Source organism: Bradyrhizobium sp. SZCCHNR1098 (genome assembly GCF_032489375.1).
Taxonomy (GTDB): Bacteria; Pseudomonadota; Alphaproteobacteria; order Rhizobiales; family Xanthobacteraceae; genus Bradyrhizobium.
The window spans coordinates 1-13,712 of the sequence record NZ_JAUEXY010000001.1 but is presented as its reverse complement, the minus strand read 5'-3'; the positions used below and the strand labels follow the sequence as shown (position 1 = coordinate 13,712).

General features: G+C 65.2%; 11 protein-coding genes. 6 read left to right on the top strand and 5 right to left on the bottom strand.

Going from position 1 to position 13,712, the window contains the following annotated elements:
* Positions 1-36: 36 nt before the first annotated feature.
* From QX135_RS00055 to QX135_RS00045, 3 genes are all read right to left on the bottom strand, one after another.
* Positions 37-1,650 carry a benzoate-CoA ligase family protein gene (locus QX135_RS00055; protein ID WP_316177546.1) on the bottom strand — a complete coding sequence of 538 codons (1,614 nt, stop codon included), beginning with the start codon at positions 1,648-1,650 and terminating at the stop codon, positions 37-39.
* Positions 1,647-2,786, bottom strand: coding sequence for an FAD-dependent monooxygenase (locus QX135_RS00050; protein ID WP_316177545.1), 1,140 nt, complete (start codon positions 2,784-2,786; stop codon positions 1,647-1,649). Before QX135_RS00050 ends, QX135_RS00055 begins: the two co-directional genes overlap by 4 nt.
* 112 nt (positions 2,787-2,898) lie before the next feature.
* On the bottom strand, positions 2,899-3,852 hold the full coding sequence (locus QX135_RS00045; RefSeq protein WP_316177543.1) for a RimK-like protein: 954 nt from the start codon (positions 3,850-3,852) through the stop codon (positions 2,899-2,901).
* 287 nt (positions 3,853-4,139) lie between these two features.
* Here QX135_RS00045 and QX135_RS00040 point away from each other — a divergent pair, with 287 nt between their 5' ends.
* The 6 genes from QX135_RS00040 to QX135_RS00015 all read left to right on the top strand — a co-directional run bounded on the left by QX135_RS00040 (position 4,140) and on the right by QX135_RS00015 (position 10,244).
* Positions 4,140-4,913, top strand: a complete 774-nt coding sequence (locus QX135_RS00040) for a ferredoxin--NADP reductase (RefSeq protein WP_315735067.1) — start codon at positions 4,140-4,142, stop codon at positions 4,911-4,913.
* Positions 4,914-5,123: 210 nt separating this feature from the next.
* The gene (locus QX135_RS00035) at positions 5,124-6,689 is read left to right on the top strand and encodes an acyl-CoA synthetase (protein WP_316177541.1); all 1,566 of its coding nucleotides are present in this window, start codon (positions 5,124-5,126) and stop codon (positions 6,687-6,689) included.
* Between the two features lie 216 nt (positions 6,690-6,905).
* Entirely contained in the window at positions 6,906-8,531 is a 1,626-nt protein-coding gene (locus QX135_RS00030; protein WP_316177540.1) for an FMN-binding glutamate synthase family protein, read from the top strand.
* 81 nt (positions 8,532-8,612) lie between these two features.
* The gene (locus tag QX135_RS00025; RefSeq protein ID WP_315735060.1) at positions 8,613-9,299 is read left to right on the top strand and encodes an RNA polymerase sigma factor; all 687 of its coding nucleotides are present in this window, start codon (positions 8,613-8,615) and stop codon (positions 9,297-9,299) included.
* A 96-nt stretch (positions 9,300-9,395) separates the two neighbouring features.
* Entirely contained in the window at positions 9,396-9,917 is a 522-nt protein-coding gene (locus QX135_RS00020) for a DUF4142 domain-containing protein (protein WP_316177537.1), read from the top strand.
* Between the two features lie 9 nt (positions 9,918-9,926).
* The gene (locus tag QX135_RS00015; protein WP_315775644.1) at positions 9,927-10,244 is read left to right on the top strand and encodes a cupredoxin family copper-binding protein; all 318 of its coding nucleotides are present in this window, start codon (positions 9,927-9,929) and stop codon (positions 10,242-10,244) included.
* Between the two features lie 11 nt (positions 10,245-10,255).
* Here QX135_RS00015 and QX135_RS00010 read toward each other — a convergent pair whose 3' ends face one another.
* The gene (locus tag QX135_RS00010; RefSeq protein ID WP_316177534.1) at positions 10,256-11,557 is read right to left on the bottom strand and encodes a nitrate/sulfonate/bicarbonate ABC transporter ATP-binding protein; all 1,302 of its coding nucleotides are present in this window, start codon (positions 11,555-11,557) and stop codon (positions 10,256-10,258) included.
* A gap of 15 nt (positions 11,558-11,572) precedes the next feature.
* Entirely contained in the window at positions 11,573-13,306 is a 1,734-nt protein-coding gene (locus QX135_RS00005) for an ABC transporter permease subunit (RefSeq protein ID WP_316177532.1), read from the bottom strand.
* Between the last annotated feature and the right edge of the window lie 406 nt (positions 13,307-13,712).

The window sequence follows — 13,712 nt, the reverse complement described above, 5'->3', positions numbered from 1 at the left end:
GCGGAAGTCCGCGGTTGTCGGGCGGAAGGCATAGGCTCACAGCCGCATCACCGCCTGACGGTCGATCTTGCCGGTGCCCGTCTTCGGCAATTCGTCGATGAAGACGATCTCGCGCGGATATTTGTAAGGCAGCAGCTTCGCCTTCACGTAGTCCTGCAGCGCCTTCGTCATTGCCGACGCGTCGTGCGATCGGCCATTGGTCACCACCACGGCCTTCAGGCTCATCCGCCGATCCGATAGCTCATGCGCGAACACGGCGCATTCCCTGATATCGGGATGCTCGGCGAGGCAGAGCTCGACCTCGAGCGGATAGACCCATTGGCCCGAGATCTTGACCAGGTCGTCGGCGCGGCCGCGGAAGAAATGGAAGCCGTCGGCATCGCGCACGAAACGGTCGCCGGTGTAGATCCAGCCGTCGTCGCGGATCGTCTCCGCGGTCTTGTCCGGACGGTTCCAGTAGAGCGGCGTGTTGGAGTCGCCGCGCACCCAGAGAATGCCCTCTTCGCCGGTGGCGACCTCGCGTCCTTCGCCGTCGCGCAGCGCGATCTCGTAGCCGGGAACGCGCAGTCCGGCGGCGCCGAGCTTCTTGCGGTCCTCGCGGTTCGAGAGATAGACGTGAAGAACCTCGGTCGAGCCGAGACCTTCGACGATCTCCAGGCCGGTCAGGCTCTTCCAGCCGTTGAAGACCTCGGCCGAGAGCACCTCGGCCGCGGAGACCGCGAGCCGCAATGACGAGAAGTCCGCCTCCTTCGCACCCTCAGCCTTGGTGAGCGCGGTGTAGAGCGTCGGCAGGCCGAAGAACACGGTCGGACGGAAGCGGCTGATCGCATCGAAGATGGCGGCGGGCTTCGGCTGGCCCGGCAGCAGCAGCGTCGTCGCTCCGGCCGAGAATGGAAAGGTGATCGCATTTCCGAAGCCGTAGGCGAAGAAGATCTTGGGCACCGAGAAGCAGACGTCGTCCGGCTTGAGCCGCAGCACGTTGCGGGCGAACGCCTGCTCGCTAAAGGCCATGTCGTGCTGCAGATGGACGATGCCCTTGGGACGTCCGGTCGAGCCGGACGAATACATCCAGAACGCCATCTCATCGCGGTGCGTGTCGGCCTCTGGCAGCTGATCGGTGAAGCCTGGCAGCCACGCATCGACCGCGACCGTCGTTGCGGCGGCGGTAGCCGGCGCCTCGCCATTGACGACGACCAGTGTGCGCAGCGCGGTCTCGGCGCAGGCCTGCGCGTCGAATCGTGCGGCAAACTCGGCATCGGCGACCGCGACCTTGGCGCCGGAATCAGCGAGATAGAATTGCAGCAAATCCGGCGGCGTCAATGTGTTGATCAGCAGCGGCACGAAGCCGGCGCGTACCGCGCCGAAGAACGCAGCCGGATAGGCCGGCGTGTCGTCGAGGAACAGCAGGACACGGTCGCCGCGGCTGAGCCCGAGCGAGGTGAAACCGTTACCCCAGCGGCAGGCCTCGGCACACAGCTCGGCATAGCTGCGCTGACCGGCCGGGCCGATCAGCGCGGGCTTGTCCGCGTTGCCCTTTGCGAGATTGTCGAACAGCACGCGGCCGGCATTGTAGCGGGCGGGAATCGCGAAGCCGATCTCACGCGCGCCGGCGCTGTCGCGCGGAACGTGGTCGGCGATCTCTCGCGTCATACGCGTGCTCCCGTGTTCCGAGATGCCTCGTAGCGGGCCATGAACTGCGGGGCCATGGCTCGCAGCCGCGTGTCGTCGATGCGGCCGGACCGGGTGATATAGCTGTAGGCAAATTCCATCAGGCCGAGCGTCATGTGCGCCGGGAAGGACTCGTACCACTCGGCGCTGGTCCGGGCCGCCGCCACCAGCTTCTTCACGATCGGCTGCCGCTCGGCCTGATAGCGGGCGAGGCCATCCGAGAGGCAGGTCTCCGCATCGAGCGCCTTGGCGAGCGCGATCGCATCCTCGATCGCCAGCCGCGTCCCGGAGCCGATCGAGAAGTGGGCGGTATGCAGCGCGTCGCCGATCAACACCATGTTCCGGTGCCACCAGTGCTCATTCCAGACCCAGGGAAAATTGCGCCACACCGACCGGTTGGAGACCAGCGCGCGACCGTCGAGCGTGGCGGCGAACACCTGCTCGCAGACGCGCCGGGATTCGTCGACCGACATCTCGGCGAAGCCATAGGCGTGCCACGTGGCGCGATCGCATTCCACCAGGAACGTGCTCATGTCCGGCGCATAGCGATAATGGTGCGCGTTGAAGCTGCCGCGGTCGGTCGCGACGAAGGTCTGCGACAGCGTGGCAAAGGTCTTCGACGTGCCGTACCAGGCGAACTTGTTGCTGGAGTAGGAGACGGAGAAGCCGAAATCGCCTTCGAAGCTGCGGCGAACCAGCGAGTTCAGTCCGTCGGCAGCGACGATGAGGTCGTAGCCTGCGAGCTGATCCAGCGACTGGATGATCGTGCCGTAACGGGCCACGACGCCGACGCTTTCGGCGCGCGCCTGCAGCAGCTTCAAGAGTTCGAGCCGGCCGATCGCAGAGAAGCCGACGCCGTCGATCTCGACGTTCTCGCCACGCAGATTGAGCGTGATGTTGCGCCAGCTCTCCATGCACGGCGCGATCGCATCCACGGTGTCGGGATCGTCGGCACGCAGGAATTCGAGCGCCTGGTCGGAGAACACGACGCCAAAGCCCCAGGTCGCCCCGGCCGGGTTCTGCTCGAACAGATCGACCACGGCGGCGGGGTGCCGCTTCTTCCAGAGATAGGCGAAATACAGCCCGCCAGGGCCGCCGCCGAGCACGGCGATGCGCAAGGGCGTCCTCCACATTGACAGTATACTGTTTAGTTTGGATCGGAGACTAATCCCTCATTTCGATCGAGGCCAGGGAAATCTTATTGCTGAAGATCGAGCCGGCGGCCGCAGGTCACCCCGACGGGCTTCTGCCAAAGATCGCGTCGAGTGCGGCGATATAGGTGCTTTCGACCAGCTCCGGCGCATGCCGGCCGAGCGCCTCCATCTTCACGCCCGAATTGATTTCGAGCACCTGCCAGCGCCCATCGGCCAGCACGAGGTCGACCGATGCGTAGCGGATGCCGATGACGCGTGCCGCCGCGGTCGCGAGCGCGGCACAGAGGTCCCGCTGCGCGCCTGGTTCGAGCAGCTCGGGGTGAGCTCCGAACTCGAGATTGTGCCGCCAGCTCAGCAGGCGCTGCTCGCCGCGCGGCACGATCGCGCGCAAGGCCGACGCGTCGAATTCCGCATCGAGGCGCCGCAGGAGCTGTGCGTGCCCCGTGGCCGGAGTCGCCGACAGCGCGAGATCGAGCAGCGGCTGCACGCCGTCGCCGGTCACGGTGGGGCGCTGCTTGCGGTAGACGATCATGGACGCGTCATCGAGCTGCACGACACGGACTTCGTCAACGATGTCCATGAGCGGTGCGATCGCAACGTTCGCGCCGGTCCCGAAGATGCGGTTCGCTGCGCGCAGCAGTTCATCCTTTCCCGTGACGCGGACCACCATACGTCCAGAGGTACCCTCGTTGGGCTTGACCACCAGCCCGCGCGGATAAGTTTCCAGCAGCGCCAGCGCGGCCTCGGCCGTCTGCCCGGGCTGGCCACCAAGAGCCGGAGCAAGAAAGAACGCGTGTGGAACTGCGGCAATCCCGTCGGCTCTCAGCAGCGCCGAGGTCGCCGCTTTGTCACAGGCCAGTCTGTGCGCCACCGCACTGTTCAGGCCGAGATCATAGCCGAAGATCAGGTGACGCCGGTTGGCATCCTCGAGCACCAGCAGCCAGCCGTCCTCCCGCACGTCGAGCGCGATGCCTCGTTCGACGCAGTAGCGGGTGATGGCGGCGAGCTGGGTCTGCGGATGGTTAATCATTGCTCAAGGATTGGGCCAGGATGCGGAATTAAAGTGCTGGAAAATTGGAATCTCGGCAAGTAAATTACCATTATCGTTTGTGTACGAACGAACGGCCGATCGAGGCGAATCCGGGCATCAGCCGGCATGCATTTGATCGTGATCAATGGTGCGTCCATGCGGGTTGATTATTCGCTGTTTTCACGTACATCAGGCGCCGAAATCGCTGGATCTATAGGGTTTTTGCGGTCCTGCCTCCGTCACGACTTGTTTCTTCCAACTTCAGCCCACGTGAAAAAACAAACGACATGAGCGCGTTCTATAAAGAGAAAGTTCTTTCCGTTCACCACTGGACGGACACCCTGTTCTCCTTCCGAGCCACCCGCGATGCGGGCTTCCGCTTCCAAAATGGTCAGTTCGCGATGATCGGCCTCGAGGTCGAGGGCCGCCCGCTGCTGCGTGCCTACAGCATGGCCAGCGCCAATCACGAGGAGGAACTCGAGTTCTTCAGCATCAAGGTGCAGGACGGCCCGCTGACCTCCCGGCTGCAGCAGATCAAGGAAGGCGACACCATCCTGGTCGGCCGCAAGGCGACCGGCACGCTGATCCCCGACAATTTGCTGCCCGGCAGCCGGCTGCTGCTGCTGTCGACCGGCACCGGCCTTGCCCCGTTCGCCAGCCTGATCAAGGACCCCGACGTCTACGAGCGGTTCGAGAGCATCGTGCTGGTCCATGGCTGCCGCCAGGTCGCCGAGCTCGCCTATGGCGAGAGCGTCGTCGCGAAGCTGCGCGAGGATGAGCTGTTCGGGCCGCTGCTCGACGGCAAGCTGCAGTATTATCCGACCGTCACCCGCGAGCCGTTCCGTAACCGCGGCCGCATCACCGACCTGATCTCGTCGCAGCAGCTCTTCAACGATATCGGCCAGCATGAGCTCGACATCGCCAAGGACCGCATCATGATGTGCGGCAGCCCGGCGATGCTGGAGGAGCTCAAGACCATGTTCGAGTCGCGCGGCTTCCTCGAAGGCAGCGGCAACCAGCCCGGACACTTCGTGATCGAGAAGGCCTTCGTCGAGCGCTGAGCCGCCGACCCTTCGTTTGCGACTTTTCTGAAAGAGCGCCTCGACGCAATCGGGGCGCTCTTTTCGTTGGCAATATCCTCCTTGCGCGCGTCCGAGCGGCCGTGCGATTTTCGGCGCCAAGACCGGGCCTTCAGACGTCCGGCGCGAAACAGGGAGGGGACTTGGATTGCCCGCGTGGCGGCCATCCCCGTGATGACAGAGGGGATGAGCATGGATTCCATCGTACGGCGACAGACGCTCGGTGATCTCCTGCGGCGGAGCGCGGCGCGGACACCGACCAAGACGGCCGTGATCTGCGGCGAGATCAGCTGGACCTACGCCGAGTTCAACGCCATCGTCGACCGCCTCGCGGCCGGCCTCGCCGCCCAGGGGGTCGCCAAGGGCGAGCGCGTCGCGATCCTCGCGCGCAACTCGCATGCCTTTGCCGCCCTGCGCTTCGCGCTGGCGCGGCTCGGCGCCGTGCTGGTGCCGATCAACTTCATGCTGAAGCCGGAGGAGGTCGCCTACATCCTCAAGCACGCCGGGGCGCGGCTGCTCGCGACCGACAGCGGCTTCGCCGGCGTGGCGCGCGCCGCCAAGGCACTGGTGCCGGCGGTCGAGCAGCTGATCTGGCTGCCGTCAGAAGGTCCGAGCGAGCGGCAAAGCGGCATGATCGACTTTGCGGAGCTCGCGGCGTCGACGGCGACGGTGCCTGCCGTCGAGATCGCCGGAAGCGACGTCGCGCAGATCGTCTACACCTCTGGTACGGAGTCGCTGCCGAAGGGCGCCATGCTCACCCATGACGCCGTCATTTGGCAGTATGTGAGCTGTATCGTCGATGCTGGCATCGCCGCCGATGACGTCACCCTGCACGCGCTGCCGCTGTATCATTGCGCGCAGCTCGACGTGTTCTTCGGTCCCTCGATCTATGTCGGCGCCACCAACATCATCACGGCGTTTCCGACGCCCGATAATCTGCTGCCGCTGATCGCGAAATATCGCATCACCTCGTTCTTCGCGCCGCCGACGGTGTGGATCTCGATCCTGCGCTCGCCGCTGTTCGAGACCACCGACGTGTCGACTTTGCGCAAGGGCTATTACGGCGCGTCGATCATGCCGGTCGAGGTGCTGCGCGAGCTGGCGCAGCGGCTGCCCAAGGTGCGGCTGTGGAATCTGTACGGCCAGACCGAGATCGCGCCGCTGGCGACGATGTTGGGACCCGATGATCAGTTGCGCAAGCCGGGGTCTTGCGGCCGCGCCGTGCTCAATGTCGAGACCCGCGTTGTCGACGATGAGATGAACGACGTCGCGCCGGGCCTGGTCGGCGAGGTCGTGCACCGCTCGCCGCATCTGATGCTCGGCTACTTCCACGATGACGAGCGCACCGCCGCGGCCTTCCAGGGCGACTGGTTTCACTCCGGCGATCTCGCGACCATCGACGAGGAGGGCTACATCACCATCGTCGATCGCAAGAAGGACATGATCAAGACCGGCGGCGAGAACGTCGCCAGCCGCGAGGTCGAGGAGGCGCTCTATTTGATCCCCGAAGTGTCCGAGGTCGCCGTCGTCGGCCTGCCGCATCCGCGCTGGGTCGAGGCCGTGGTGGCGATGGTCGTGGTCAAGTCCGGCTGCGAGCTGACCGAGGAGGCGGTGCTGAAGCAGGCCTCGAGCCGTCTCGCCACCTTCAAGACGCCGAAGCGGATCGTGTTCGTCGATGCGCTGCCCAAGAACCCCAGCGGCAAGCTGCTGAAGCGGCAGCTGCGCGAGGCGCATTCGGGGTTGTTCGCGCAGGGGTAAGCGGCTGCCGTCTTCGAACAGTGCATATCGGCGCCGGGAGTCTCGGAGGCCCGCCCGGCGCTGCGGCTCGATCTCGCAGCGCGGCAGTCGACAGAAGGCGGCTATCGATGATGTGATATCATCGATGGCCGATTGCGCGCGCTTGTGTAACGATTGCTTCGCGATACGCGTAGTATGGTGACACCAGACCTTCCACGAGCCGCCTCGAGGCCTCCCATGGATACGCTGCTGCTCCCGTTTTCGCCGCGCTTCATCGTGCTGACGATCTGCGCCACGGCGACCGCCCTGCTGCTGATCCTCGGCATCTACGACCGCAAAATCTTCGATCTCGTCCTCATCCCACTCTTGATCTTCGGCGCGCTGACCTTGCTCGGCGTCCGCGATCTCATGCAGAAGAGCCACGCGGTGTTGCGCAACTACCCGATCGCGGCGCATCTGCGTTTCCTGCTCGAGGAGATGCGGCCGGAGATGCGGCAGTATTTCTTCGAGAGCGAGAAGGACGGCATGCCGTTCTCGCGCGACACCCGTGCGGTGGTCTATCAGCGCGCCAAGATGGTGCTCGACAAGCGCCCGTTCGGCACCCAGGAGGATGTCTACCGCGAGGGCTATGAATGGATGCACCATTCGATATCGCCCAAGCCGCGTGCGGAGGAAAAATACCGCATCTCCATCGGCGGCCCCGATTGTGCAAAGCCCTATTCGGCCTCGGTGTTCAACATCTCGGCCATGAGTTTCGGGGCGCTGAGCCCGAATGCGGTGCGCGCGCTCAACGGTGGCGCCAAGCGCGGCGGCTTCGCGCACGACACCGGCGAGGGCGGCTTCAGCCCGTACCATGCCGAGATGGGCGGCGACATCATCTGGGAGATCGGCTCCGGCTATTTCGGCTGCCGCCGCCATGACGGCACGTTCGACGCCGACGCGTTCGCGCGGGTCGCAGCCACCGAGCAGATCAAGATGGTCGAGCTCAAGATCAGCCAGGGCGCCAAGCCTGGCCACGGTGGCGTGCTGCCGGCTGCCAAAGTGTCCGAGGAGATCTCCAAGATCCGTGGCGTCGCGATGGGCGAGGACTGCATCTCGCCGGCGGCGCACCGCGCGTTCTCGACGCCGATCGGCATGATGCAGTTCATCGGCGAGATGCGCCGGCTGTCGGGCGGCAAGCCCGCGGGCTTCAAGCTGTGCATCGGCCATCCCTGGGAATTCCTGGCGATCTGCAGGGCGATGCAGGAGACCGGCATCTATCCCGACTTCATCGTGGTCGACGGCAATGAAGGCGGCACGGGTGCGGCGCCGCTCGAGTTCATGGACCATTTGGGCATGCCGATGCGCGAGGGCGTCAACTTCGTGCATAACGCGCTGGTCGGGATGAACATCCGCGACCGCATCAAGATCGGCGCCGCCGGCAAGATCGCCACCGCCTTCGACATGGCCCGCGCAATGTCGATCGGGGCCGACTGGTGCAACTCGGCGCGCGGGTTCATGTTCGCGCTCGGCTGCATCCAGTCCTTGAGCTGCCACACCGACCGCTGCCCGACCGGCGTTGCGACGCAAGATCCGACGCGCGCCCGCGCGCTGGTCGTTCCGCACAAGATCGATCGCGTCTACAACTATCATCATGCGACCCTGCATGCGCTGGCCGAGCTGCTCGCTGCCGCCGGCCTGGAACATCCGCAGGACCTGCGTCCCATCCACTTCTCACAGCGGACGTCGACCACCGAGGTCTCCTCCTTCGCAAAACTCTATCCGGCGCTGCGGCCGGGTGAGCTGCTCGAGGGTACGCAGGACATCCGCTTCCGTGATGCCTGGGCGCTGGCGCGGCCTGATACGTTCGCGGCGGTGCAGTGAAGCGTCTCGCGCAATCTTTTTTGGGAACCTTCGGGCTCGAATTCCATCTAAGCCATGCGTGCTCAGTTGGGATGATCGACAATGCCTTGGACCATAGCGACCACAGTCTCTGCGGCGACGACCGCCGAGGATGACCTGATCCGACGGGCAAAAGCCCGCGACGAGGCGGCCATTCGGGCCATCCTGCAGGCCAACAACCGCCGCCTGTTCCGGATCGCCCGCGGCATCCTGCGCAACGACAGCGAGGCGGAGGACGTCGTGCAGGAAACCTATGTCCGCGCACTCACCCATCTGGACGAGTTTCGCGGCCAGTCCAGCCTGTCGACGTGGCTGGTTCGCATCGCGATGAACGAAGCGATGGGGCGGCTGCGCGGCCAGCGACCGGCATTGCAACTGGATGCGGAGCGAGAGAACAAACCTGGGGCCGAGGTGATCCAATTTCCCGCCACGTCGAGCGATCCGGAGAAGTCTGTGGCACAGCGCCAGATCCAGGCCGTCGTCGAGCGGGCCATCGATGAACTGTCCGAGCCGTTTCGCCTGGTGTTCATCGCCCGCGTGATCGAGGAGATGAGCATCGACGAGACCGCGGACTTGCTGGGGTTGAAGCCCGAGACCGTCAAGACGCGCCTGCATCGCGCCCGCGGCATGTTGCGCGAGAACGTCGAAAAAGAGATCGGCCCCGTCCTTATGGACGCGTTTCCCTTCGCTGGCGCGCGTTGCGAGCGGCTGACGGATGCCGTGCTTGAGCGTCTGGCACGTCCGAGCTGAAGATTCTTGGGAACGTCGGCTCCCGTTTTTCATCCAATCCCTGTGCAGCCATTCATCCGCCGGCCACGAGGTCCGGCGGCACAGGAGATGAGAGCCATGTTCAAGCATATCGGCACGACGGTCGTCGTGCTCTGCCTCACGAGCAGTGTCGCGCTGTCGCAGGGCGCCAAGCTCAACGATCCGCAGATCGCCCATATCGCCTACACGGCCGGTGAAATCGACATCAAGGCGGCGAAGCAGGCCTTGGACAAGTCCAGCAGCAAGGAGGTCAAGGAGTTCGCCCAAGGCATGGTGCGCGACCACGAGGCGGTCAACAAACAGGCCCTCGCGCTCGTCAAGAAGCTGAAGGTCACGCCTGAGGACAACGACACCAGCCGCGCGCTGTCGAAGCAGGCGAGCGAGAAGCTCGACGAACTCGGCAAACTCAAGGGCGCCGCGTTCGACAAGGCCTACATCGCCAACGAGGTCGCCTACCACAAGACGGTGAATGGCGCGCTGGAAACGCAGCTCATTCCGTCGGCGAGCAATTCCGAGCTGAAGGAGCTGCTGCAGACCGGCCTCAAGCTGTTTCAGGGGCACGAGCAGCACGCCGAGCATGTCGCGGCGGATCTGAAGTAGGATCAGCCGATGCTGTCGGGACGTCTCGCCTTCCTGAGTGTGGTCGTGCTTGCCGCGGTGAGCGTTCCGGCGCGCGCGGCCACGATCCGGATTACGATAGACAAGCTCGCGTTTTCGCCGGCCGTGGTTTCGGCCAGGGTCGGCGACACCGTCGAATGGGTCAACAAGGATGCGCTGGCTCATACGGCCACGGCGCGGGATGGCGCCTTCGATGTCACTTTGCCGCCGAGCAAGACGGTGAGCTCGGTCCTCAAGAAGGCGGGCACGGTCGACTACTACTGCCGCTTTCACCCGAACATGAAAGCGACCCTCACGATCGCGCCGTGACGCCGTTGGCCTCAATGCGGGTTCTCCAGGCTGAAGGTTTCGGACTGCTCGTCATAGGCGAACAGCTCGGCATAGCGGCCCCATGACACGATGGTGTGCAGCGTCTCGTCGGCATAGTGCTCGGACATGTAGTCCTCGAGCTCGATGCGGAAGCGTGCCGCTGGTGCTGCGTGCGCGGGGCGGTCGTCGAGCACGCGGCGGATCAGCCCCATCAGCGGCACGTTCTCCATCAAATGCTGCGCGAACAGCTTCTTGCGTTCGTCGGTATCGAGATGGGCGAACCGCCGTCCGGCCTCGGTCAAGGTCAGATCGCCTTCGCTGAGCTGGGCGAAGCGCAAGAGCTGCAGCGCCTCGGCCAACGGAAAGATCTCGTCGACCTCGAGCTGCAGATGGCCCGCCAGCACGGGCAAGTCGGCATGCCCATTATAGGGTTCGCCGGCAAGCGTCTCGACCAGGCCGGAGATCGAGTTCGAGGACACGTGGCTCAGCACCATGCCGACGCCGGCGCTCGCGGTGCTCGGCAGCTTCGGCTCGGGCCGCTGCGTCATGCGCGCGTAGAGGCTGTCGACCAATTGGCGGAACGCCGCATCGAGCCGGTTGCGCGGATGCGGCAGGTCGACCTTGAACTCGGCGGCGACGCGGCCGGGATTGGAGGAGAACACCAGGATGCGGTCGCACATCAGCACCGCCTCCTCGATGTTGTGCGTCACCATCAGCACCGATTTGATCGGCAGCCGGCCGTCGGTCCAGAGATCGATGAGGTCGGTACGGAGTGTTTCGGCGGTCAGCACGTCCAGCGCCGAGAACGGCTCGTCCATCAGCAGGAGGTCGGGATGCACCACCAGCGCGCGGGCGAAGCCGACGCGCTGGCGCATGCCGCCCGACAGCTCCTTGGGAAAAGCGGATTCGAAGCCGTCGAGGCCGATCAGATCGATCGCCGCGAGCGCGCGCTTGCGCCGCTCAGCGGCCTCGATGCCGAGCGCCTCCAGGCCGAGCTCGACGTTCTGCAGCACGGTAAGCCAGGGAAACAGCGCGAACGACTGAAACACCATGGCGACGCCGCGCGGGGGGCCGGCGATGATCTCGCCGCGGCAGAGCGCTTCGCCGGAGGAGGGCGACACCAGGCCGGCGATGATCCGCAGCAAGGTCGATTTGCCGGAGCCGGAGCGTCCGAGCAGGCCGACGATCTCGCCGGCGCGGATCGTGAGGTCGACCTTCTCGAGCACCACGAGATCCTCGCCGCTGCCCTTCGGAAACAGCCGGCTCACGCTCTTGATCTCGATCAGCGATGTGTCTTTGACCTGGTCGCGCATGACAAATTCTCCCGGTCAGCCCAGCCGCAGCCGGCGTTCGCCGAAGGCGTAGAGCGGCCGCCACAGCAGCCGGTTGAACAGAGTGACGAGAATGCACATCACGGCAATGCCGAGCACGACGCGGGGGAAGTCACCACGCTCCGTGGCCGCGGCGATGTAGGCGCCGAGGCCGCTCGCGGTGAGATGGGTATCGCCCCAACTCGCGACCTCGGCGACAATCGCCGCGTTCCACGAGCCGCCGGAGGCGGTGATGGCGCCGGTGATGTAGTAGGGGAAGACGCCGGGCAGCACGACCTTGAACCACCAGCGCCAGCCGGTCAGCTGCAGGCTCGCGGCGGCCTCGCGCAGGTCGGTCGGGAAGGCGCTGGCGCCGGCGATGACGTTGAACAGGATGTACCATTGCGTGCCCAGGATCATCAGCGGGCTCAGCCAGACATTGGCGTCGAGGCCGTAGCGCACGATCAGCACGACGAACACCGGGAAGGCGAGGTTGGCCGGGAATGCGGCGAGGAATTGCGCCAGCGGCTGCATCCGTTCGGCGAGCTTCGGCCGCAGCCCGATCCAGACGCCGACGGGGACCCAGATCAGCGACGCCAGCGCGATCAGCACCACCACCCGCACCAGCGTGATCAGGCCGTAGCCGATCGCAGAGAGGATATCGGCGAGCGCCAGCGTTGCCGAGAGGTAGAGATAGGTCTTCCAACCGGCATAGGCGCAGCCGAGGATGACGACGGCGAGCCAGAGGCCGTCGACGAGCTGCGACGGCGGCGCGTGGCGGACGGGGCCGCTCCAGGCGCGGGGCCAGTTGAGGCGCAGGTTCGAGAAGGTGCGGTTGACCGCTGCGAACGGGACCGACAGCGAGCGCAGCGCGCGGGTGCGCCGGAACAGATCGAGCATCCAGGAGGTCGGCGGATTGCCGGAGGCGGTCTGCTCGAAGCGGAACTTGTCGGCCCAGGCCACGATCGGACGGAATAGCAGCTGGTCATACGCCGTGATGACCAGCAGCATGGTCAGCAGTGCATAGCCGATCGCCGGAAGGTCCTTCTGCTGAATGGCGAGCGCGACGTAGGAGCCGATGCCGGGCAGGGTGACCGTGGTGTTGCCGACCGTGATCGCCTCCGACGCCACGACGAAGAACCAGCCGCCGGACATCGACATCATCGCATTCCAGATCAGGCCGGGCATCGCGAAGGGCACGTCGAGCCGCCAGAAGCGCTGCCAGCCGGAGAGGTGGAAGCTGCGCGTCGCCTCCTCCAGATCCTTCGGCACGTTGCGCATCGACTGGTACATGCTGAAGGTCATGTTCCAGGCCTGGCTGGTGAAGATCGCGAACACGCAGGCGAGCTCGGCGCCCAGCACCTTGCCGGGGAACAGGTTCATGAAGAACACGACGGTGAACGTCAGGAAGCCCAAGATCGGCACCGACTGCAGGATGTCGAGCAGCGGGATCAGCACGATCTCGGCGCGCCGGCTCTTGGCCGCCAGCGCGGCGTAGACGAAGGTGAACACCAGCGAGCAGGTGATTGCGAGCAGCATGCGCAAGGTGGTGCGCAGCGCGTAGAGCGGCAGGTTGGCCGGATCGAGCGAGACCGGGACCACGTCCAGCGCCGACAGCGGCTGCGTGGTCTGCTCACCGCCATAGACGATCAGCACCATTGCGCCGACCACGATGATCAGTGCGACCACGTCCCAGACGTTGGGGCGCACTGCGTCGCGCAGCACGGTTGTCCGGAGGTCCTGAAGCATCATCCGCGTGTCTCGTCTCGTCGTCCGCAGCCGACGGCTCCGGACGTCTCCTTGTCGTGGCGCTGAGGGCTGGTTCGCGCCGGCGGGGCTGCCGGCCAAATCCGCACCCTAAGTGCCCTCTGTGATGGTTTGATTTCAAGCGGCGTCTGCCGGGATCCGGCCCCGTGGTCCGGCCTATCAAAGGATACGCAGGCCGCGTCTTCACGTTCCCGCGACATCGGATGTCCGGGGTGTGCTGGTCCGTCGGCCCTCGTTGAGCGTGAGGGCGCAGGGAAGGCCGGACCTCGACTGAGGCCCGTGGCCCGCCTGCGAGAAAAATGCAGGCGGCAGGTACCACAGATCCTATGGGGCGGCGGGTGGTCAAGAAGGGTTAGGATTGGATTTCCGAACCATCCGGCCCTCGGAGGAT

Coding starts and splice junctions, on each gene's coding strand:
- QX135_RS00055 (WP_316177546.1), bottom strand. CDS start 1,650: ATGACGCGAGAGATCGCCGACCACGTTCCGCGCGACAGCGCCGGCGCG.
- QX135_RS00045 (WP_316177543.1), bottom strand. CDS start 3,852: ATGATTAACCATCCGCAGACCCAGCTCGCCGCCATCACCCGCTACTGC.
- QX135_RS00040 (WP_315735067.1), top strand. CDS start 4,140: ATGAGCGCGTTCTATAAAGAGAAAGTTCTTTCCGTTCACCACTGGACG.
- QX135_RS00035 (WP_316177541.1), top strand. CDS start 5,124: ATGGATTCCATCGTACGGCGACAGACGCTCGGTGATCTCCTGCGGCGG.
- QX135_RS00030 (WP_316177540.1), top strand. CDS start 6,906: ATGGATACGCTGCTGCTCCCGTTTTCGCCGCGCTTCATCGTGCTGACG.
- QX135_RS00025 (WP_315735060.1), top strand. CDS start 8,613: ATGCCTTGGACCATAGCGACCACAGTCTCTGCGGCGACGACCGCCGAG.
- QX135_RS00020 (WP_316177537.1), top strand. CDS start 9,396: ATGTTCAAGCATATCGGCACGACGGTCGTCGTGCTCTGCCTCACGAGC.
- QX135_RS00015 (WP_315775644.1), top strand. CDS start 9,927: ATGCTGTCGGGACGTCTCGCCTTCCTGAGTGTGGTCGTGCTTGCCGCG.
- QX135_RS00010 (WP_316177534.1), bottom strand. CDS start 11,557: ATGCGCGACCAGGTCAAAGACACATCGCTGATCGAGATCAAGAGCGTG.
- QX135_RS00005 (WP_316177532.1), bottom strand. CDS start 13,306: ATGATGCTTCAGGACCTCCGGACAACCGTGCTGCGCGACGCAGTGCGC.